The 20,128-nt window shown below is 43.6% G+C and carries 21 protein-coding genes and 1 riboswitch; of the genes, 20 read left to right on the top strand and 1 reads right to left on the bottom strand.

Going from position 1 to position 20,128, the window contains the following annotated elements:
- The first annotated feature begins 21 nt into the window (after positions 1 to 21).
- The 18 genes from ABE547_RS02110 to glmM all read left to right on the top strand — a co-directional run bounded on the left by ABE547_RS02110 (position 22) and on the right by glmM (position 17,403).
- Positions 22 to 591 carry a TetR/AcrR family transcriptional regulator C-terminal domain-containing protein gene (locus ABE547_RS02110; RefSeq protein WP_347377214.1) on the top strand — a complete coding sequence of 190 codons (570 nt, stop codon included), beginning with the start codon at positions 22 to 24 and terminating at the stop codon, positions 589 to 591.
- 143 nt (positions 592 to 734) lie between these two features.
- The gene (gene fucO, locus ABE547_RS02105; RefSeq protein ID WP_347377213.1) at positions 735 to 1,880 is read left to right on the top strand and encodes a lactaldehyde reductase; all 1,146 of its coding nucleotides are present in this window, start codon (positions 735 to 737) and stop codon (positions 1,878 to 1,880) included.
- 337 nt (positions 1,881 to 2,217) lie between these two features.
- A complete protein-coding gene (locus ABE547_RS02100; protein WP_347377212.1) occupies positions 2,218 to 2,604 on the top strand; it encodes a hypothetical protein in 387 nt (128 codons plus the stop codon).
- An 87-nt stretch (positions 2,605 to 2,691) separates the two neighbouring features.
- On the top strand, positions 2,692 to 3,579 hold the full coding sequence (locus tag ABE547_RS02095) for a hypothetical protein (RefSeq protein WP_347377211.1): 888 nt from the start codon (positions 2,692 to 2,694) through the stop codon (positions 3,577 to 3,579).
- A gap of 42 nt (positions 3,580 to 3,621) precedes the next feature.
- Positions 3,622 to 4,422, top strand: coding sequence for an FHA domain-containing protein (locus ABE547_RS02090; RefSeq protein ID WP_347377210.1), 801 nt, complete (start codon positions 3,622 to 3,624; stop codon positions 4,420 to 4,422).
- Positions 4,423 to 4,509: 87 nt separating this feature from the next.
- A complete protein-coding gene (locus tag ABE547_RS02085) occupies positions 4,510 to 5,742 on the top strand; it encodes a DUF5050 domain-containing protein (protein ID WP_347377209.1) in 1,233 nt (410 codons plus the stop codon).
- Between the two features lie 110 nt (positions 5,743 to 5,852).
- A complete protein-coding gene (locus tag ABE547_RS02080; protein WP_347377208.1) occupies positions 5,853 to 6,419 on the top strand; it encodes a VanZ family protein in 567 nt (188 codons plus the stop codon).
- 299 nt (positions 6,420 to 6,718) lie between these two features.
- Positions 6,719 to 7,222 (top strand): transcription elongation factor GreA, encoded by a 504-nt coding sequence (gene greA, locus ABE547_RS02075; RefSeq protein WP_347377207.1) that lies wholly within the window; start codon positions 6,719 to 6,721, stop codon positions 7,220 to 7,222.
- Between the two features lie 30 nt (positions 7,223 to 7,252).
- A complete protein-coding gene (locus ABE547_RS02070) occupies positions 7,253 to 8,641 on the top strand; it encodes an MATE family efflux transporter (protein WP_347377206.1) in 1,389 nt (462 codons plus the stop codon).
- A 42-nt stretch (positions 8,642 to 8,683) separates the two neighbouring features.
- Positions 8,684 to 8,796, top strand: a riboswitch (TPP riboswitch).
- A 71-nt stretch (positions 8,797 to 8,867) separates the two neighbouring features.
- Complete coding sequence (thiM, locus tag ABE547_RS02065; RefSeq protein ID WP_347377434.1) at positions 8,868 to 9,689, top strand: hydroxyethylthiazole kinase; 822 nt, start codon at positions 8,868 to 8,870, stop codon at positions 9,687 to 9,689.
- On the top strand, positions 9,676 to 10,317 hold the full coding sequence (thiE, locus tag ABE547_RS02060) for a thiamine phosphate synthase (RefSeq protein ID WP_347377205.1): 642 nt from the start codon (positions 9,676 to 9,678) through the stop codon (positions 10,315 to 10,317). The genes thiM and thiE overlap by 14 nt, the downstream gene beginning before the upstream one ends.
- Positions 10,314 to 10,967 carry an HAD family phosphatase gene (locus ABE547_RS02055; protein WP_347377204.1) on the top strand — a complete coding sequence of 218 codons (654 nt, stop codon included), beginning with the start codon at positions 10,314 to 10,316 and terminating at the stop codon, positions 10,965 to 10,967. Before thiE ends, ABE547_RS02055 begins: the two co-directional genes overlap by 4 nt.
- Positions 10,968 to 11,048: 81 nt before the next feature.
- The gene (gene thiD, locus ABE547_RS02050; RefSeq protein ID WP_347377203.1) at positions 11,049 to 11,870 is read left to right on the top strand and encodes a bifunctional hydroxymethylpyrimidine kinase/phosphomethylpyrimidine kinase; all 822 of its coding nucleotides are present in this window, start codon (positions 11,049 to 11,051) and stop codon (positions 11,868 to 11,870) included.
- A gap of 2 nt (positions 11,871 to 11,872) precedes the next feature.
- Positions 11,873 to 13,051, top strand: coding sequence for a putative hydroxymethylpyrimidine transporter CytX (cytX, locus tag ABE547_RS02045; protein WP_347377433.1), 1,179 nt, complete (start codon positions 11,873 to 11,875; stop codon positions 13,049 to 13,051).
- Between the two features lie 187 nt (positions 13,052 to 13,238).
- Positions 13,239 to 13,850 carry a DUF3841 domain-containing protein gene (locus ABE547_RS02040; RefSeq protein WP_347377202.1) on the top strand — a complete coding sequence of 204 codons (612 nt, stop codon included), beginning with the start codon at positions 13,239 to 13,241 and terminating at the stop codon, positions 13,848 to 13,850.
- A 105-nt stretch (positions 13,851 to 13,955) separates the two neighbouring features.
- Positions 13,956 to 14,669 carry an IMP cyclohydrolase gene (locus ABE547_RS02035; RefSeq protein WP_347377201.1) on the top strand — a complete coding sequence of 238 codons (714 nt, stop codon included), beginning with the start codon at positions 13,956 to 13,958 and terminating at the stop codon, positions 14,667 to 14,669.
- An 11-nt stretch (positions 14,670 to 14,680) separates the two neighbouring features.
- Entirely contained in the window at positions 14,681 to 15,859 is a 1,179-nt protein-coding gene (locus tag ABE547_RS02030; RefSeq protein WP_347377200.1) for a phosphoribosylaminoimidazolecarboxamide formyltransferase, read from the top strand.
- Between the two features lie 197 nt (positions 15,860 to 16,056).
- Positions 16,057 to 17,403, top strand: coding sequence for a phosphoglucosamine mutase (gene glmM / locus ABE547_RS02025; RefSeq protein WP_347377199.1), 1,347 nt, complete (start codon positions 16,057 to 16,059; stop codon positions 17,401 to 17,403).
- Positions 17,404 to 17,452: 49 nt separating this feature from the next.
- Here glmM and ABE547_RS02020 read toward each other — a convergent pair whose 3' ends face one another.
- Positions 17,453 to 18,295 carry a YitT family protein gene (locus ABE547_RS02020; protein WP_347377198.1) on the bottom strand — a complete coding sequence of 281 codons (843 nt, stop codon included), beginning with the start codon at positions 18,293 to 18,295 and terminating at the stop codon, positions 17,453 to 17,455.
- A 165-nt stretch (positions 18,296 to 18,460) separates the two neighbouring features.
- On the opposite strand from ABE547_RS02020, the gene eno reads away from it, so the two are divergent.
- Together eno and secG are read left to right on the top strand one after the other, a co-directional pair.
- Entirely contained in the window at positions 18,461 to 19,768 is a 1,308-nt protein-coding gene (gene eno, locus ABE547_RS02015; protein WP_347377432.1) for a phosphopyruvate hydratase, read from the top strand.
- Positions 19,769 to 19,869: 101 nt separating this feature from the next.
- Positions 19,870 to 20,112 (top strand): preprotein translocase subunit SecG, encoded by a 243-nt coding sequence (gene secG / locus ABE547_RS02010; protein ID WP_235250605.1) that lies wholly within the window; start codon positions 19,870 to 19,872, stop codon positions 20,110 to 20,112.
- Positions 20,113 to 20,128: the final 16 nt, after the last annotated feature.

The following is a 20,128-nucleotide window of genomic DNA, read 5'->3' as shown; positions in this document are numbered from 1 at the left end:
TTGTTTGCCAGAGGTAGTTGAATGGGAACAGAAGAAAATAAGCAGGACAGAATGAAGTACCGTCTTGCAGATGCGATGAAAATCTGCATGAAGAAGATGCCGGTGGAAAAGATTACGGTAAAAGAAATTGTGGCTGAGTGTGGTACGACAAGGCAGACGTTTTATCGGAATTTCCAGGATAAATATGATTTGATCAACTGGTATTTTGACCGGATTCTGTTGGAATCTTTTCGCCATATGGGGGAAGGTGAGACGGTATATGAAGGGCTTGTGAACAAATTCCATTATATTGAGGAAGAAAAACTATTTTTCAAAGCCGCTTTTCGAACGGATGAACAGAATTGCCTGAAGGATCATGATTTTCAGCTGATTTTGAGATTCTATACGAAAAGGATTGAAGAAAAAACAAAAAAGCCTGTTCCAGAACATTTAAAATTTCTGCTGGAAATGTATTGTCAGGGATCTGTCTATATGACCGTTCGATGGCTTCTTGGAAATATGAAGCAGACGCCGGAGGAGATGGCAAAAAATCTGGTGGATGCCATGCCGTTAGAACTGATGAAAGCATTTCAGGAGATTCATCTGGTGTAAAATTGTATAGTATGTGATGAAAAAAAGCCAGTCTTTCATGTAAAGTGACAGATTGGCTTTTTTGTAACTTTCTTTTGATAAGAAAGATTGTTAAAATATAAACATATAATACAGGAATCAAGAAGAAAAGGAGATTGATAACGATGGCAAACAGAATCATGTTAAATCAGACTTCCTATCATGGGGCAGGAGCAATTCAGGAGATTGCAACAGAAGCAAAGGCAAGAGGATTCAAAAAGGCGTTTGTGTGTTCCGATCCGGATCTGATCAAATTTGAAGTAACAACAAAGGTTACAAAAGTACTGGAAGATGCAGGGCTTGAATATGCTGTATACTCAGATATCAAAGCAAATCCGACGATTGAAAATGTACAGCATGGCGTAGAAGAATTCAAAAAGTCTGAAGCTGACTATATTGTTGCAATCGGTGGAGGATCTTCCATGGATACAGCAAAGGCAATCGGAATCATCATTGCAAATCCGGAATTTGAGGATGTAAGAAGTCTGGAGGGAGTTGCCCCAACGACACAGCCATGTGTTCCGATCATTGCGGTACCTACAACAGCCGGAACTGCAGCAGAAGTAACTATCAACTATGTAATTACAGATGTTGAGAGAAAGAGAAAGTTTGTATGTGTAGATCCACACGATATGCCGATCATTGCAGTGGTAGATCCGGATATGATGTCCTCTATGCCAAAGGGGCTGACCGCATCTACAGGAATGGATGCATTGACACATGCAATTGAAGGATATACCACGAAAGGCGCGTGGGAGATGACAGATATGTTCCACCTTAAAGCAATCGAAATTATTTCTAAGTCTTTAAGAGGAGCTGTTGCAAATGAAAAAGAGGGCCGTGAGGGAATGGCACTCGGACAGTATATCGCAGGTATGGGATTCTCCAATGTTGGACTTGGAATTGCACATTCTATGGCTCATACGCTGGGAGCTGTATATGATACACCACATGGAGTTGCGTGCGCAATGATGCTTCCGATTGTTATGGAATACAATGCAGAATGCACCGGAGAAAAGTACAAAGAAATCGCAAAAGCAATGGGTGTAGAAGGCGTGGATAGCATGTCAGTAGAAGAATATAGAAAAGCAGCTGTGGATGCAGTAAGACAGCTGTCTGTAGACGTTGGAATTCCTACGAAACTGGATGCATTAAAAGAAGAAGATCTGCAGTTCCTGGCAGAGTCTGCTCATGCAGATGCATGTGCACCGGGAAATCCGAAAGATGCAAGCGTAGAAGATCTGAAAGACTTGTTCAGAAAATTAATGTAAATAAATGTCGTTGGAACGATGTCCGAATGAGCGAAAAGCTGTCGGACATCGTTCTTTTTTTGTTAATAATAGAACTTGATTTCTTTGAAAATCCAGTGAAATATACATAGCCTGCTATGTTATTGTAGCGGAGTTCCTGAGTGGAAGGATTCATAGTTACCTATGCGATTGGAAACAGATATTACCCCATATCAAAAAGCCTGTAGAAAATCCAATTTTTGCAAGAGGATGAAGAATTTTGACATTTACATCGTTCACTTATTGTGGACTGTATAATAAAAAGAAGAGTATAAAGTCGGATGATATAAATCAAACGAGATTGGAGGGCAGGGGCAGAATGTGGAAGAATATGATAAAAGCTGCAATAGTGGTTATTTCAACAGGTTGCGCCGGGTATCTGATAGCCGCAGGATTGTTTGTGACAGAATCGAAAGAAGAGGCCCTGCAGGCATTCCGTTACGAGAAGGATGGAGAAGTAGACTATACTTCAAGAACAGAACCGGAACATATTCGAACAGACGGAGCCACTCCAAGTGCATATGCAGACAATGAATTGATTGTGCAGCTGGCGGAGGGGACATCCGAGAGAGAGGCAAAGAGTATTGCGGGGGAGAATCAGGCGGAATTGGTGGGATTTATCAGTATTACGGATAAAGATATTAACATTACAAAGCCGGTGTTAGATCTTGAGAATTCAATGAAACAAGCCAAAAGGTATGTATAGGAACATCCGGAAAAACGGACAGAAGCGGATGTAAAATCTGATGAAAAGGAGATTCCGGAGGAGTCAGAAGATGATTCGGAAAAATTCATGAAATACCTGAAGGAAGAATTGATTCCAGAGTACGGTGTTATGCCGGTTGATGAGATATGTAAAACAAGCAATGGAATGGATGCGTGGCTGGAGCCGACAGATCTTCAGGGAATATTGGCAATTGAGATTGATGATTATGACGGAGACGGAAAACATGAAATGCTTCTGATAAGAGGAACCTGTGAGGGCATGGATAAACAGGAGCTGTTCAGTTCAGACGATCAGGGCGGCGGCGCCAGGATTAATATGGAAATGTATGAGTGTGACGGAAGCGTGAAGCTTGCGGATTCCAGGGAACTGATTCCCAGCGGTAAATACCGGGTTACTTATCAGGAAGTTCAGACCGGCTTCTTCACCTATAGTAACGACGGCACAGTGTATATAGGAATAGATAGCAATTTTATTATGAATGAGACGATTACAACGCTTGCACTATACCAGTATCGGGACGAAGCTTTTCAATATGTAAAAGGCTTCTGCAGGCGGCGTCAGGGAAGCTGTTATGAGGCGGTACTTACAGCAGATTCGGAGCCGGAACAGACAAACATTACATTTGCACCGACATTTACGGAAGACAGCGGGGGATGGTCGATTCTGGAGGACTATGATGATGAGCAGGCATCTGATTCGGAATTAGAAGAAAATGCACTCAGATTAAATGAGATTTATTATGAACAGCTAAAAACATACGGACTGAACGGTAAGGATGTAAGATTGCTTTGGGGAGAACGGCAGTGGGATGCAAGAACCGCCGATATCTATACATCCGGTGAAGGTAATCTGAAAGTGATGGCTTCCATTGCGGAATGCTATGAATATAGCACATCTACGGAGTGTCATCTGTTTCGAGAGGATCCTGCGGGCAGTCTGGATGCCTACCGATAAGAGTCACAAAAAAATGAAGAAGGATTGTAACAGGAGGAAATTATGAAGCAAAAAAATGTGTGGAGATATGGACAGTCTATTGCTGGCGTCATTGGACTTGCCAGTCTGCTGTTACCGCTATATCAGGCGGAAGGAATCACTTATAACATGCCGATGCTTCTGCGCCTGGGGAAAAGCGCAGGAATACAGTACTGCATCATACTGGTGGCAGTGATCCTGCTGTCGTTGGCCGGAAATCTGCTGGTGACACTGTGGGAACACCGGACCACCGATCTGGCAGCGGGAATCATAAGGCTTGCCGCTGCGGTACTGCTGCTGGTGATACGGCTGGCATTCATGGAGCAGCTTACAGGCATCCCTCAAAGTGGATTATTGGATGGGGCGGGCCTTGGATTCTGGTTATTTCTGGCGATTCATACAGTATGTGGAATCTTTGGAATTGTGCCTGCTCGATCCGGAGCAAAATCTGCAGGCGTGAAAGAATCGGCTCCTATGTCTTCCGCGGATGCATCAGCAGAGGCGGAAAGGAAGAACGGTACGGTTGCCATACTGGAAGGTATCTACAAAGGAGAGGTGATTCCTCTGGAAGACATGCAGGCGCTGGTTGTCGGAAGAGATGCCGCTCAGTGCAATCTGGTGGTGGAAGGGGAGAAGGTAAGCCGGAAACATTGCAGTATTACCTACTGCGCAAGAACCGGTGGTTATCTGCTGTGCGATTATTCCTTTAACGGGACTTATTATCTGAATGGACAGAGACTTCCGAAGCATATGAATATGGAACTTCCGGAAGGGACAGAAATTTATCTGGGAGATAAGAGGAATATACTGCGTATGGGCAGATAGAGTGACAGAAAGGAAAGAGGCAGAATGATGAGGGATCCGGAGAGATTGTGTCTGGGATGATCTGAAGAAAGGGAGGTAAGGATCGTGATGAAGAAAGGAATTAAAGTACTTCTGTCACTGGCAGCTATTCTGTGTGCAGGAGGAATGATAATAGCTGGTCTGGGAGGAGCGGATCGGCAAAGCGTATCCTCCAATACATGTGTCGAGACTGTCCAAAATGAGAAAGAAAATGATACAGATAAGGAGGAGACCGTTGAACTGGAAAAAGTGGAGCTTCCGCTTTATGAGAATACCCTTCAGCCGGATACCTCAAGTGGTTCATATGTGCCGGGGGAAATCGTGGAAAGCAATGGAAGTCTGTACTATACCTGCGGGGATGCCGGCGTTACGGCTGTAGATCTGGACGGCACGAACAAGAGAACAATCGTAGATGTAATTGATGATAAAACAGGATATCTTATGATTACGGATCAATACATCTATGTGCGCTGTGACGGATATACGGTGAGACAATACAGTTTCGACGGCGAACTGATGGGGCAGGTTGGAGAAGTCCTGAATTGGGGGTATGTCTGTCACTGGTATTTTCAGGACGGATGCCTGTATTTTCAGGGAATGAGCTCGGATAATGAAATATATAGCGGGTTGTATCGGGTCGCTGTGGGCAGCGGTGATTATCCGGAGTGTGTGACAAAGAACTGTAAGAGTAATAGTGATACAGACGTGTATTTTTATGAAGACAAAATCTATTTTTTTGATAACGATATCAGCTTTTGCAGCATCAGAGATGACGGAACAGAAGAAACGGTTTTGAGAAAAAATAATGTAGAACCTGATAATGAGATTACACTGCATGGGGCGGAAACACAGTGGCTGACGCTGGGGCTGTATGCGCAGGACGGTCTGTATTATGCAGTGGATGGCGAAGATACGTATCGCAGACTGAATGTTCAGACCGCGGAGGATGAAATCTTACCATGGCAGTATATACAGGATGCAAGGCTGGGAGCTCTCATCGAGGGAGATTATATCTCGTACTGGGCTCAGGAAGACTATGTGCGATATATAAAAAGTTATCAGATCTCTACCGGAGAAGAGCGAAGTCTGAAAGAATTCGTGGAGCATCTCCCTAATAATCTGGTGGAGCGGGTGCCCTGCTATCTGGTGGAAGTTCCGGGTGCGACCAGAATCTATTATGTTGTGGAACTGGAAGGCGAGAAGGCATTCTATTCCATTACAGCAGACGGATCGGAAGAGAGAAAGCTGGATGCACTGGAAGAAACGATTCCGCATATATCGGCTGGTTACGGAGATTTTTGATTCCAGCGTGAATTGGCAAATAAAATCATAAAAACTTAAGAATATTCCGTCCATATATTAATATTTCCTTTTTATAATAATACACAGGAAAAAGAAAGGGGAATCAAGGTATGGAATATGTCTTAGGAGTATTGATGTACAGTCCATGTATCATATATCAGCTCATATTGATGCACAGGTATCTGAAAAAAGGAAAACAGAGTCCGGTAATATATTTCATCTGGGTAAATATCTTCCTGCTTTATCTGTATATGATATTTGAGGTGACCGGTATTGGAACACTGGGAGAACTTATTACAAATGGCACAAAATACATGAGCAGGAGTAATTTTATTCCATTTGATTCAGTGGGGATCAGTTTCTTTCTGAATATCATAATGTTCATGCCATTTGGATTCCTCGTTCCGTTTATCTGGAAGGAATACAGAAAAATAGGGAAAACAGCGGCAGTAGGAGCAATGTTTTCAATCATAATAGAAGTGTCACAACTCTTCAACTACCGAGTCACAGATATTGATGACCTGATAACAAATACATTTGGAACTATCATTGGATATCTTGTGTGGAAAACATTCGTACAAGTATTCGGATTACATTTGAAAACAGAAAATAAAAGTAAATGGGAACCGATCATATATGTAGTGCTGGCAATAACCGGTATGTTTATTTTTTTATAAATTGTAGAGGGGGACGGGGGATTTTTAAAAATCCCCCGTCCCCCTCTACAATTTATAAAAAATTCTGGAAATTTAATTGGCGTAAATTCTGGGTTTTTGGACAAAAGAAATAGATTATATAAGAAAAAATCGAAAAAGAATTGTATATGCATTTCAGAAAATATTAAAAAGGGACAGGTGAAATTGTCTATGGGGACGGAGGATTTTTAAAAATCCTCCGTCCCCATAGACAATTTCACCCCGCCTGAGTTACAATATCCAACAGACAATACTATGATTCAGACAAGGGAGTGTATGTTATGGGTGAACAGTTAACAAAAAATGATGTGGAGAAAATCAAGGAAGAGATTGAATATCGTAAGCTTGTAGTCCGCAAAAGAGAGCTTGAGGCTGTGAAAGAAGCCAGAGCGCAGGGGGATCTGAGTGAAAATTTTGAGTATAAGGCTGCAAAACAGGATAAGAACCGGAATGAGAGCCGGATTCGTTATCTGGAAAAAATGCTGAAGAATGCGAAGATTGTGTCGGATGTCTCCAACGCGGATGAGGTTGGAATTAATAATACGGTTGATGTGTATTTTGAAGATGATGATGAACTGGAAACCTATCGTCTGGTAACGAGTATTCGGGGAAACTCGCTGCAGGGGCTCATAAGTATTGAGTCCCCGCTTGGGAAGGCAATCAAGGGACATAAAGTCGGAGACCGTGTGTTTGTGAACACAAATGGAAATAACGGATATTATGTGACTATTAAGCGGATTGATAAATCTACGGATGATTCGAACGATACGATCAGAAAATATTAGTATGTAAAAAAGAAAAGGAAAGAAAATAAAGTGAAAAAACAATTATCACAAACTAACCCGATCACAGAAGGAGTGATCTGGAAACAGGTTTTGATTTTCTTTATTCCGATTGCGTTGGGAACGGTTTTTCAGCAGTTATACAATGTGGCGGATGCAGCAATTGTTGGCCGGTTTGTGGGGAAACAGGCTCTGGCCAGTGTAGGGGGATCGGCTGCAATGCTTACGAACATTGTAGTATACTTTTTCAGTGGACTTTCTACCGGTGCAGGAGTGATCATCTCTCAGTACTTTGGAGCAAAAAATCTGGAAAAACTACATAAAAGTCTGCATACAGCATATGCATTTTCAATCGTGATCAGCATGATGCTGGCGGTGATTGGCTGGTGTATCACGCCATGGATTCTTGAAGTAATGAAGACACCGGGCGATGTGATGACGGATTCGATTATATATCTCAGGATCTATTTCCTGGGATTGATTGCGACGCTCACATACAACATGGGATCAGCAATCATGAGAGCCGTCGGTGATTCCAGACGTCCGCTTTACTATCTGATCGTCTGTAGTGTGCTGAATGTTGTGCTGGATGTAGTTTTTGTAGTGTTTTTTCAGTTGGGGATTGCAGGAGCGGCGATTGCAACTGTCATATCACAGGCTGTCTGTGCGTTGATTGTCGCGAACACACTGATGAATTCTTATCCTGATATGAAACTGGTACCGGCAAGGATCGGGATTGACAGGAAAATTTTATGGGAAGAACTTCGGGTAGGACTTCCGGGAGGGCTGCAGTTTTGTATTTCCGGGGTAACCGGCATCATATTGCAGACTGCTATCAACAGTTTTGGAACGGATACAGCAGCGGCATGGGCCGCATATAATAAGATGGATATGATCTTCTGGACGGTCTGCAGCGCATTTGGAGCGACTGTCACAACGTTTGTGGGGCAGAATTATGGAGCGGGAAAGATGAAACGTGTCTTCCAAAGTATAAAAATATGCCTGGGTCTGGCGCTGATCGTCTGCGGTGCGGCACAGATGATGCTCCTCTGGTTCTGCCGGCCGATGTTCCATCTGTTTGTAACGGATGGAAATGTGATTGATATCGGTGTATATATGATTCATTACCTTGTCCCGATCTATATTTTATTTGTGTTTATGGAGATCCCTTCAGGGGCGCTCAGAGGACTGGGGGATGCAGCGATACCGACTGCCATCAATCTGGCGGGTGTTTTCCTGGTGCGTGTTCCGTGGATACTTCTGGTGCTTCCAAAGCATCATACGCTGGAGGTTGTGATGCTCTCTTATCCGATCTCCGGAATCGCATCCATGATACTGCTGATTGTTTATTATTTTATCCGGACGAGAAAAATAAAAACAGAAAACCGCGAAACGCTAAATTCGAAAGAAATATCAGAATGAATTTGCAAAATGTCTCAGAAGTAGTATAATGAATACTGTATATGAACCAGAACGGGGAGCCGGTACATGATCCGGCTGAGAGTAGGCTGAATGTGCCTTGACCCATAGACCTGATTTGGATAATGCCAACGTAGGGAAATATCGTGTATGGAATGACGGATATGCCTGTGACGGCATATCCGTTTTTTGAACTCAAATAATAAAAGCAAATAAGGAGGAATGGATGATGCTGGGAAATTGTATTGAAAATGTAAGAAGCACAGTACCACTGGTGCATAATATTACGAATTATGTGACGGTAAATGACGTTGCGAATGTGCTGCTGGCCTGCGGCGGAAGTCCGATCATGTCAGATGAGCCGGAGGATGTGGCTGATATTACATCGATCTGTGGAGGATTGAATATCAATATTGGAACTTTAGATCAGAGAAGTATCGAAGGAATGTTTGTGGCGGGAAAGAAAGCCAATGAACTGGGACATGTTGTCCTTTTGGATCCTGTTGGTGCCGGAGCAAGTGCACTTCGTACCAGTACAGCCATAAAATTAATGGATGAGATTCAGTTCGATGTGATTCGAGGCAATATCTCAGAGATCAAGACGCTGGTACAGGGAAGTGGAACAACAAAAGGTGTAGATGCGGATGTAGCCGATGCAGTAACGGAAGATACCCTTGACAGCGCTGTTGCATTCGTAAAAGAGTTTGCGAAAAAAGCAGGATGCATCGTGGCGATTACCGGAGCAATTGATCTGGTCGGTGACAAAGACCGGTGCTTCGTCATCCGCAATGGTCGTCCGGAGATGGGCAAAATTACCGGAACAGGATGTCAGCTGTCGGGTATGATGACGGCATTTGTAGTGGCAAATCCTCAGAATAAGCTGGAGGCAGCAGCGGCAGCTGTATGTACGATGGGGCTGGCAGGAGAGATCGGATGGAGCAGAATGCAGGAAGGTGACGGTAATTCAACATACCGCAACCGCATTATTGACGCAATCTACAATATGGATGCCAGAACGCTGGAAGAAGGTGCGAAATATGAAGTGCGATAAGAAGGACCTGCTATTATATGCAGTGACAGATCGTCACTGGCTGAATGGAGAAACTCTTTACAGCCAGGTGGAGAAGACGCTGGAAGGCGGGACAACGTTCGTACAGCTGAGAGAGAAGGAACTGGATGAAGAGAAGTTTCTGGAAGAGGCAAAAGAGATCAAGGAATTATGCAGACGCTATCAGGTTCCTTTTGTGATCAATGATAATGTGGATATTGCGCTGGCAATGGATGCGGATGGTGTCCATGTGGGACAGAGTGATATGGAAGCCGGAGATGTCCGTGCAAAGCTTGGACCGGATAAGATCATCGGAGTATCTGCACAGACTGTTGAGCAGGCATTACTGGCAGAAAAAAGAGGTGCGGATTATCTGGGTGTTGGAGCGGTTTTTCATACAGATTCCAAAGCGGATGCAGCAGACGTAAGTCATGAGACTCTGAAAGCGATCTGCGATGCTGTGAGCATTCCGGTGATTGCAATTGGTGGTATCAGTAAGGAAAATGTTTCAGAACTTGCGGGCACCGGAATATGCGGAATTGCCGTAATCAGTGCAATATTCGCACAAAAAGATATAAAAAACGCGACAAAAGAATTAAAATTATTGACAAAAGAAATGGTGGAAGCATGATAAAAGGAGCTGTATTTGATGTGGACGGAACACTTCTGGATTCCATGGAGATCTGGGAAGAGGTGGGAGTCCGCTACCTTAAGAATCAGGGGATCGAGCCGGAACCAGGATTAAGTAAACTTCTGTTCCCGATGACGGTGGAAGAAGCTGCCTGCTATATGAAAGAGAATTACCATCTGAGTCAGAGCGTGAATCAGATAATAGAAGGAGTCCTTCATACAGTTCGGGATTTTTATTATTATGAAGCGCCTCTAAAGCATGGCGTGGAGGAATTTCTGGAAGAGATGAGGCAAAGAAAGATCCCGATGGTGATTGCTACTTCAAGTGAAAGAGATCATATCGACGCGGCATTCCAAAGACTTGGGATTGCACATTATTTTGAAAGAATCTTTACCTGTTCCGAAGTGGGCGTCGGAAAAAGTCAGCCGCTTGTCTATCAGAAAGCTGCAGAGTATCTGGGAACAAAGCCAGGGGATACCTGTGTGTTTGAAGATGTGCTGCATGCGATCCGGACAGCAAAAAAAGCCGGATTCCATACGGTAGCTGTATATGACAGGTTCAGCGATGACGATCAGGAAGAGATAAAGAAAACTGCAGATCGTTATTATGCAGATCTGCGGATGGCTGAAGATTTCTGGAAAGAGATCTGACGGTCTACATGCGGCAGATTGGGGGCACCACCTTATGTCGCTTTATAAAATTAATGCGAAAGACGAAAGGAAGTAGAGATTATGAGAACAGCATTAACAATCGCTGGAAGCGATTCCAGCGGAGGCGCCGGCATCCAGGCAGATATCAAGACGATGATCACGAATGGTGTGTATGCCATGAGCGCGATCACTGCCCTGACTGCACAGAATACGACCGGCGTAACAGGAATCATGGAGGTGACTCCGGAATTTTTGGCAGAACAGTTGGACTGTATCTTTACAGATATCTATCCGGATGCAGTGAAGATTGGAATGGTTTCATCCAGTGAGTTAATCAAAATGATTGCAAAGAAACTAAAAAGTTACAATGCAAAGAATATTGTGGTTGATCCGGTTATGGTAGCGACCAGTGGATCCAAGTTGATCAGTGATGAGGCAATCGCTACATTAAAAGAATACCTGCTCCCGATGGCGGCGGTTTTGACTCCGAATATCCCAGAGGCAGAAGTTCTGTCGGGAATGCATGTAAAAACGGAAGATGATATGATATCCGCTGCGAAGTATATCAGTGAGACTTATCATTGTGCGGTATTATGTAAAGGCGGACATCAGTTGAATGATGCGAATGATCTGTTGTATCGCAATGGGGCATATCAGTGGTTTTATGGTAAACGAATTGATAATCCGAACACACATGGAACCGGATGCACACTTTCCAGTGCGATTGCATCAAATCTTGCAAAAGGATATGGTCTGGATGAGGCTGTGGAGCGCGCAAAGGACTATATTTCCGGTGCACTCGGTGCGATGCTTGATCTGGGACAAGGAAGCGGTCCGATGAATCATGGTTTTGATATCAGCAGTAAATATACGCAATTATGCGACGAAAAGGAGGAACGTTAATGATGGAAGAAAAGCGTACCTCTATCTTTGAAAATGGCCTGATCTGGTTTGGTGCAGGAGTATCCATTGCGGAGATACTGACAGGAACCTATCTGGCTCCGCTGGGATTTGGAAAAGGACTTCTTGCAATTGTTCTGGGTCATGTGATCGGATGTATCATGCTGTTTCTCGCAGGTGTGATCGGAGGAAAGGCAAGACGCAGCGCAATGGAAACGGTAAAGATGAGCTTCGGACAGAAAGGAAGTCTGCTCTTTTCTGTTTTGAATGTACTTCAGCTGGTCGGATGGACTGCAATTATGATCTATGACGGCGCACTGGCAGCAGACGGAGTGATCAGCACCGGCAGATGGGTCTGGTGTCTGGTGATCGGTGTACTGATCATTCTCTGGATCCTGATTGGCATTACGAATCTTGGAAAGGTAAATGTGGTAGCAATGACAGCACTGTTCATTCTGACACTTATCCTGTGTAAAGTCATCTTTTTTGGCGGTGGTGCAGTCGGAGTTGCATCAGACGAAAGTATGACGTTCGGTGCGGCAGTGGAGCTGTCTGTGGCAATGCCATTATCCTGGCTTCCGCTGATCAGTGACTATACCAGAGAGGCAAAAGAGCCGGTAAAGGCAACGGCTGTCAGTGCAGTTACATATGGAATCGTCAGCAGCTGGATGTATGTGATCGGTATGGGTGCCGCAATCTATACCGGAGAATATGATATTGCGCAGATTATGGTAAAAGCGGGACTTGGAATCGCAGGACTTTTGATTATCGTTTTCTCTACGGTTACAACAACGTTTCTGGATGCATATTCTGCCGGAATATCCAGTGAGTCTATTGTCTCAGTCTGGAATGGAAAGTATATTGCTGTCATAGTTACGGTCATCGGAACGATCGGGGCAATTATATACCCTATGGATAACATTACAGACTTTCTGTATCTGATCGGTTCTGTATTTGCACCGATGATCGCAATTCAGATTGCAGATTTCTTCCTGCTTAAGAAGGACGCAAGCAGTAGAACCGTAAATATCCCCAATATGGCAGTATGGGTGATTGGATTTGTTGTATATCGCTTCCTCATGCATGTTGATATGCCGGTTGGGAATACTCTTCCGGATATGTTGATTACCATCATTCTTTGTTTGATCGTAGACAGATGTACAAAAAAGGATGTGCAGGGATAACTTCTGATAAAGAGAAAAAGTGCGGATCATATATGGATCTGCACTTTTTAATTATATTAAATCTTTTGAAATTCAGAATCAAGCAATTGACCTTTTGCGGATAAGTGATGCAGAAGACTTGCTCTTTCTTTCGGTTTTTGATAATCTGGAAATAACAGAAAACGGACGTCAGACAGGAGGGGAACGGATGAATCAGAAGATGGTAAAGCTGTATACAAGACAGAACGATAAGACATTGTATCAGCTGGAACGAGACGGAAGGATTATCAATCACCGTGTCTATGTGGAGATGCATTTTGGGGATATTGCTCCGCTTTTTATGGAAAGTTATGACTGGTTTACACAAGAGGCGGCAAAGAGGGTGCCTAAGCCGGAGGATGTGCATGCACCAATCTGGTGCTCCATCAGTGTGGAGAATTGTCTGAAGCCGATTCCGGGAACGGTAGTGTATGAACTGGAAGTTCCGGAAGATCAGATCATATACTTTGATGATGTAAAATGGGACTATGTGCTGAACCGTATCTATCTTCCGAAGGATGCGGAGGATGAAAAAGCATATAAGCAACATCTCAAAGAGCTTGGGGTGGTAAATGGATTTGAATTCTTTGAAGGAAGATATAAGGGGATGTATCCGGAGGAAGTAAAAAGAATTCGGGAAAGCTGGAAGCGTGCGTTTGAGATTGATGAATGGACCATCTTTAATGTATGCGGCAATCTGTGGGAGATCAGGAAAGAGTGGGTCAGACGGATCGTAAGGCCGGGAGAAACGGTCGGAGAGAAAAAAGATTGTGATACATAACATGGGGAGTTTATGTCATAACTTCAAATTATGACTGGAAAAACGTATCTATATTATATATAATAGAATAACAGGTCAAAATACCAATGAAAAGGAGACGTATTCATGGAAATGTTATCAATTGAGAAAGAACTGCAGAGTAACTCTTATCCGGGACGCGGAATCATCATAGGAAAAAGCGCGGACGGAACCAAAGCGGTGACAGCATATTTTATCATGGGAAGAAGTGAGAACAGCCGTAATCGGATCTTTGTGGAAGACGGAGAGGGAATCCGTACGCAGGCATATGATCCGTCAAAGCTGACAGACCCAAGTCTTATCATCTATGCGCCGGTACGCGTATTGGGTAATAAGACAATTGTAACAAATGGAGACCAGACAGATACGATCTATGAAGGCATGGACCGGCAGATGACTTTTGAACAGTCATTGAGAAGCAGAGAATTTGAACCGGATGGTCCGAATTATACACCAAGGATCTCAGGTATTATGCATATTGAAAAAGGAAACTACAATTATGCCATGTCAATTTTGAAGAGTAATAACGGAAACCCGCAGAGCTGCAATCGCTATACATTTGCGTATGAGAATCCGGCAGCAGGAGAGGGCCATTTTATTCATACCTATCAGTGTGACGGCAATCCTCTTCCGAGCTTTGAAGGGGAACCGAAACTGATTGCGATTCCGGATGATATGGATGCTTTCACAGAGACGTTATGGAACAGTTTGAATGAAGACAACAAAGTGTCATTATTTGTTCGTTATATTGATATTGCAACAGGCACATACGAAACCAGGATTGTAAATAAGAATCAGTAAGGAGATCAGACATGAAAGAATTAGAATTAAAATATGGATGTAATCCAAATCAGAAACCATCAAAGATCTATATGGCTAACGGACAGGAGCTTCCGATTCAGGTACTGAACGGAAGACCGGGATACATCAATTTCCTGGATGCATTTAACGGATGGCAGCTGGTAAGTGAGCTTAAGAAAGCAACGGGACTTCCGGCAGCAACTTCATTCAAGCATGTATCACCGGCAGGTGCCGCAGTCGGACTTCCATTAAACGATACACTTGCCAAGATCTACTGGGTGGATGATCTTGGAGAATTATCCCCACTTGCCAGTGCATATGCAAGAGCCAGAGGAGCAGATCGTATGTCTTCTTTCGGAGATTTTATCTCTTTATCTGATGTATGTGACGTGGATACTGCAAAACTGATCAAGCGAGAAGTGTCTGATGGTGTGATTGCACCAGGATATGAGCCGGAGGCGCTGGAGATCCTGAAGCAGAAAAAGAACGGTAATTACAATGTGATCCAGATCGATCCGGATTATGTACCGGAGCCGCTGGAGCATAAGGATGTATTCGGAATTACATTTGAGCAGGGAAGAAACGAACTGAAGATCGATGATGACTTTTTTGCCAATATCGTAACAGAGAATAAAGATCTGACAGAACAGGCAAAGATCGATCTGGCGATTTCCATGATTACTTTAAAGTATACACAGTCCAATTCTGTGTGTTATGTAAAAGACGGACAGGCAATCGGTATCGGTGCGGGACAGCAGTCCAGAATCCACTGTACACGACTGGCAGGACAGAAGGCAGACAACTGGTGGCTGAGACAGGCACCGCAGGTAATGAATCTTCCGTTTGTGGATTCCATCAGACGTGCAGACAGAGACAATGCGATCGATCTGTATATCGGAGAGGACTATATGGATGTACTGGCAGACGGAGCATGGGAGAAGATCTTCAAGGAAAAACCGGAAGTATTTACAAGAGAAGCCAAGAGAGAATGGCTGGATCAGATGACAGATGTAGCTCTTGGATCAGACGCCTTCTTCCCGTTTGGTGATAATATTGAGCGTGCACACAGAAGTGGTGTAAAATTCATTGCACAGCCGGGCGGATCTGTAAGAGATGATAATGTAATTGAAACATGTAACAAATATGGAATGGTGATGTCCTTTACCGGAATCCGTCTGTTCCATCATTAGAGTTCAGAAAGTCTCAGAATAGATATGAGGGTGCAGGTGTGAATACTGCACCCTCTGTAATTAGAACACGAGTCCCGTATCTGATGTATTATGGGTTGTATATTGTGGAAAAAGCATATATAATAGATAGGGTGTAGATGCTGATTGTGCAAAAAAATCGGCAGATGTGTTAAACTGCATAAAGGAGATTAATCAATATGGGTAAATATTTTGGAACGGATGGGTTCCGTGGAGAAGCAAATGAAGTATTAACAGTAGAACACGCATTCAAGGTGGGAAGATTCCTTGGATGGTATTACGGACAGGATCATAAGGCAAAAGTAGTCATCGGAAAAGATACAAGAAGAAGCAGTTATATGTTTGAATATGCTCTGGTTGCAGGTCTTACAGCATCCGGTGCGAGCGCTTATCTGCTTCATGTAACAACAACACCAAGTGTGTCATATGTAACAAGAACTGAGAATTTTGACTGTGGAATCATGATTTCTGCAAGCCACAATCCGTTTTATGATAACGGAATCAAGGTAATCAACGGAAAAGGGCATAAACTGGAAGCAGAAGTCGAAGCAAAGATTGAAAGTTATATTGACGGAGAGATGGGAGAACTTCCGCTGGCTAAGAAGGAGAATATTGGCCGTACTGTAGATTATGCAGCAGGAAGAAACCGTTATATCGGTTATCTGATCTCACTTGCAACTCGTTCTTTTGAAGATATGAAGGTCGGGCTTGATTGTTCCAACGGAAGTGCATTTGCCATTGCAAAGAGTGTATACGATGCACTGGGAGCAAAGACGTATGTGATTAACTGCGAGCCGGATGGAACGAATATTAATACGAATTGTGGTTCCACACATATTGAGGTTCTGCAGCAGTACGTAAAAGATAATCATCTGGATGTAGGATTTGCTTTTGACGGAGATGCAGACAGATGTATTGCTGTTGATGAGAATGGAAATGTTGTTGACGGTGATCTGATTCTCTACATCTGTGGCAAGTATCTGAAAGAGAACGGACGTCTGAACGGTGATACAATCGTTACAACGATCATGTCCAATTTGGGCCTTTACAAGGCATGCGATAAAGTCGGACTGAAGTATGAGAAGACTGCTGTCGGTGATAAGTATGTATATGAAAATATGGTTCAGAATAACTATTCACTTGGCGGTGAACAGTCTGGTCATATCATTTTCAGCAAACATGCAACGACGGGAGACGGGATCCTGACCTCTCTCATGATCATGGAAGTCATTCTGGAGAAAAAGATAAGCCTCGCAAAGCTTGCAGAAGAAGTGACGATCTATCCGCAGCTTCTGAAGAATGTCCGTGTGGCAGATAAGAAGACCGCACGTGAGAATCCGGAAGTAGTAAAAGCGGTGGACGCAGTGGCAGAGGCGCTTGGAGATGACGGACGGATCCTTGTGAGAGAAAGCGGAACAGAGCCGGTGATTCGTGTTATGGTGGAAGCAGAAACAGATGAACTGTGTGCGAAATATGTAGATCAGGTAATCGACGTGATCAGAGATCAGGGATTGATTGTCGAATAGGGAATTCTGGTATAAAAAGAAATATGAGAAATAAAAAGCGGGTTGCACTCTAGACAGAGTGGAACCCCTTTCCTATAATTTCACTGGTATTGGATATCAGAAGAAATGCATCCGGTGTTGTGGCTTTGATAAAATTTCGAAGTTTTACAGCTTCTGTCGGACTTAATACGGTCAGGACGATGTATTTGTCTTCGCCGGAGAATGCTCCCTGTGCCAGAACGATCGTTGCACTTCTGTGCAGCTTATCTTTAATATAGGAACATATATCCTCAGGATTCGAGCATACAACGTTGAAGTATTTGGAGCGGTTCAGACTTTCGATGAAGCTGTCAATGAGCGTTGATCTCATGGTCAGTCCCAGGAAGGAGTACAGACCCGTCTGAATATCAAATACGAAGAAACCGGCAAGCGTGATTAAAAAGTCAGATAAAAGCAGAGCCTTTCCGATATCGACGCTGGTATACTTTTTCAATATCATGGCAATGACATCTGTTCCGCCGCTGGAAGCACCGATGTTGAACAGAATCGCGGAACCGAATGCAGGAAGCACGATGGCAAATATCAGTTCCAGAATCGGCTGGTCGGTCAGAGGTCCGTCCATCGGGCAGAGTCTTTCCAGCAAAGACAAAGACACAGACAATAAAATGCTGCTGTAGGCTGTCTTGATCGCAAACTTTTTGCCGAGAATGATGAATCCGAGCAGGAGAAGCAGCATATTAGCAATAAAAGTAAAGTCACTGGCTGAAAGTGGTGAAAATCTGGCGATCAAAACGGCCAGACCTGTGATGCCGCCAAACGTAAAGTTGTTGGCAAACTTGAAAAAATAGACACCTACCGCCATGATCAGTGTACTGACGGTAAGAAGAGCAAAGTTTTTTAATTTTGATTTCATAATAACATTCCCCAATGTAATTCTTTTGTAATGGAAAAACCATTCTTTTACCACATCCGATTGTAACGCTCACTATATGAAAAGTCAACGGAAATAATATAAGAAAAACCCGCATTATAACTATGCAATTCGCACATAATATTTTCTGTGGAAGGAGGAAATATGATGTATAAATATCTGCCGATTACAGATGTGTACGCAAGAGAAATCCTTGATTCCAGAGGAAATCCTACGATAGAAGTAGAACTGCTGGCAGGAGATGAATTCTGTGGAAGAGCAAGCGTTCCGTCGGGAGCATCTACAGGACAGCATGAGGCTGTGGAACTCAGAGACCACGAAAAACGATATGCAGGTCTGGGTGTTGAGCACGCTGCAGATCATGTCAACGCAAAGATCGCACCTGCAATCATCGGAATGAATGTATATGACCAGGCAGCATTGGATCAGATACTGATTCAGCTGGACGGAACGAAGAACAAGTCTAATCTTGGGGCCAATGCGATCCTGGGGGTATCGATGGCGGCCGCAAGAGCGGCAGCCACGGCTCTGGGAATGCCTGTGTATTCCTATCTGGGAGGTACCAATGCCAAGAGAATGCCGGTTCCGATGATTAATATCATGAATGGGGGCAAACATGCAGATAATACGATAGATATACAGGAATTTATGATCATGCCGACAGGAGCACAGTCGTATCGGGAAGGACTGCGGATGTGTGCAGAAGTATATCACAGATTAAAACAGCTGCTTAAAAGGGATGGATATTCGACTGCAGTTGGTGACGAGGGGGGATTTGCACCTGATTTGAAAGATGCGAAGGAAGTATTGCGGTATATTGTTGAAGCAGTAGGAGACGCAGGATATGAAGCCGGTGAAGATATGGTGATCGCGCTGGATGTAGCGGCAACAGAATTGTATGATAAGAACTTTAAGAAATATGTATTTGAGGGAGAAGGTAAGATGACGGGTAGAAAAGTGATCCGTTCTGTAGAGGAGCTGATTGACTATTATATCGATCTTACGGATGAATTTCCGATTGCCTCCATTGAAGATCCGCTGGACGAAGATGACTGGGAAGGATGGGAACTGCTTACAACCAGAATGGGGACGGATACGCAGCTGGTAGGAGATGATCTGTTTGTGACCAATACAAAAAGACTGGAAAAGGGGATTCGAAAAAATGTTGCCAATGCCATTCTGATCAAGGTGAATCAGATCGGAACACTGACGGAAGCATTTGATGCGATAACGATGGCCCAGAACGCCGGTTACCGTACGATCATTTCTCATCGCTCAGGAGAGACTTCGGATTCAATGATTGCAGATATAGCAGTTGCTTTTAATGCAGGACAGATCAAGACAGGAGCACCGTGCAGGTCGGAACGCGTGGAAAAATACAACCAGCTTCTGAGAATAGAGGAAAGACTTGCCGATGTTGCGGTGTATGAAAATCCATTTGCCGACGGGAGATAACAAATCGCTATAAAAAGATTATGCCACAATCCAAATTTGTCTTGCTATATCAGGCCTCCTGTGCTAGAATAAATGTGGTTTATCCGCAGGAGGTGTGAAAAGTGGAAATTTTAAAAATTGTTTTGATGATTATATTTGCAATAGACTGTATCGCATTGACAGCGATCGTATTAATGCAGGAAGGTAAGTCAGCGGGGCTTGGTACCATTGGTGGTATGGCTGACTCTTACTGGGGACAGAACAAGGGACGTTCTATTGAAGGTGCACTGGTGAAGTCTACAAAATTCCTTGCGATTCTGTTTATTGTACTGGCAGCAGTGTTGAATTTAAAAGTATTTGCGTAGGATTAGCATATTTTTA

The sequence above is a fragment of the Dorea sp. YH-dor226 genome, assembly GCF_039832105.1.
In the GTDB taxonomy this organism is placed as follows: domain Bacteria; phylum Bacillota; class Clostridia; order Lachnospirales; family Lachnospiraceae; genus Dorea_A.
The sequence above is the reverse complement of the archived record's forward strand: the minus strand, read 5'-3'. Positions and strand labels throughout refer to the sequence as shown.

What these genes read in the sequence shown, in the direction of transcription:
- ABE547_RS02110 (WP_347377214.1), top strand. Translation starts at nt 22, where the DNA reads ATGGGAACAGAAGAAAATAAGCAGGACAGAATGAAGTACCGTCTTGCA.
- fucO (WP_347377213.1), top strand. Translation starts at nt 735, where the DNA reads ATGGCAAACAGAATCATGTTAAATCAGACTTCCTATCATGGGGCAGGA.
- ABE547_RS02100 (WP_347377212.1), top strand. Translation starts at nt 2,218, where the DNA reads ATGTGGAAGAATATGATAAAAGCTGCAATAGTGGTTATTTCAACAGGT.
- ABE547_RS02095 (WP_347377211.1), top strand. Translation starts at nt 2,692, where the DNA reads ATGAAATACCTGAAGGAAGAATTGATTCCAGAGTACGGTGTTATGCCG.
- ABE547_RS02090 (WP_347377210.1), top strand. Translation starts at nt 3,622, where the DNA reads ATGAAGCAAAAAAATGTGTGGAGATATGGACAGTCTATTGCTGGCGTC.
- ABE547_RS02085 (WP_347377209.1), top strand. Translation starts at nt 4,510, where the DNA reads ATGAAGAAAGGAATTAAAGTACTTCTGTCACTGGCAGCTATTCTGTGT.
- ABE547_RS02080 (WP_347377208.1), top strand. Translation starts at nt 5,853, where the DNA reads ATGGAATATGTCTTAGGAGTATTGATGTACAGTCCATGTATCATATAT.
- greA (WP_347377207.1), top strand. Translation starts at nt 6,719, where the DNA reads ATGGGTGAACAGTTAACAAAAAATGATGTGGAGAAAATCAAGGAAGAG.
- thiM (WP_347377434.1), top strand. Translation starts at nt 8,868, where the DNA reads ATGCTGGGAAATTGTATTGAAAATGTAAGAAGCACAGTACCACTGGTG.
- thiE (WP_347377205.1), top strand. Translation starts at nt 9,676, where the DNA reads ATGAAGTGCGATAAGAAGGACCTGCTATTATATGCAGTGACAGATCGT.
- ABE547_RS02055 (WP_347377204.1), top strand. Translation starts at nt 10,314, where the DNA reads ATGATAAAAGGAGCTGTATTTGATGTGGACGGAACACTTCTGGATTCC.
- thiD (WP_347377203.1), top strand. Translation starts at nt 11,049, where the DNA reads ATGAGAACAGCATTAACAATCGCTGGAAGCGATTCCAGCGGAGGCGCC.
- cytX (WP_347377433.1), top strand. Translation starts at nt 11,873, where the DNA reads ATGGAAGAAAAGCGTACCTCTATCTTTGAAAATGGCCTGATCTGGTTT.
- ABE547_RS02040 (WP_347377202.1), top strand. Translation starts at nt 13,239, where the DNA reads ATGAATCAGAAGATGGTAAAGCTGTATACAAGACAGAACGATAAGACA.
- ABE547_RS02035 (WP_347377201.1), top strand. Translation starts at nt 13,956, where the DNA reads ATGGAAATGTTATCAATTGAGAAAGAACTGCAGAGTAACTCTTATCCG.
- ABE547_RS02030 (WP_347377200.1), top strand. Translation starts at nt 14,681, where the DNA reads ATGAAAGAATTAGAATTAAAATATGGATGTAATCCAAATCAGAAACCA.
- glmM (WP_347377199.1), top strand. Translation starts at nt 16,057, where the DNA reads ATGGGTAAATATTTTGGAACGGATGGGTTCCGTGGAGAAGCAAATGAA.
- ABE547_RS02020 (WP_347377198.1), bottom strand. Translation starts at nt 18,295, where the DNA reads ATGAAATCAAAATTAAAAAACTTTGCTCTTCTTACCGTCAGTACACTG.
- eno (WP_347377432.1), top strand. Translation starts at nt 18,461, where the DNA reads ATGTATAAATATCTGCCGATTACAGATGTGTACGCAAGAGAAATCCTT.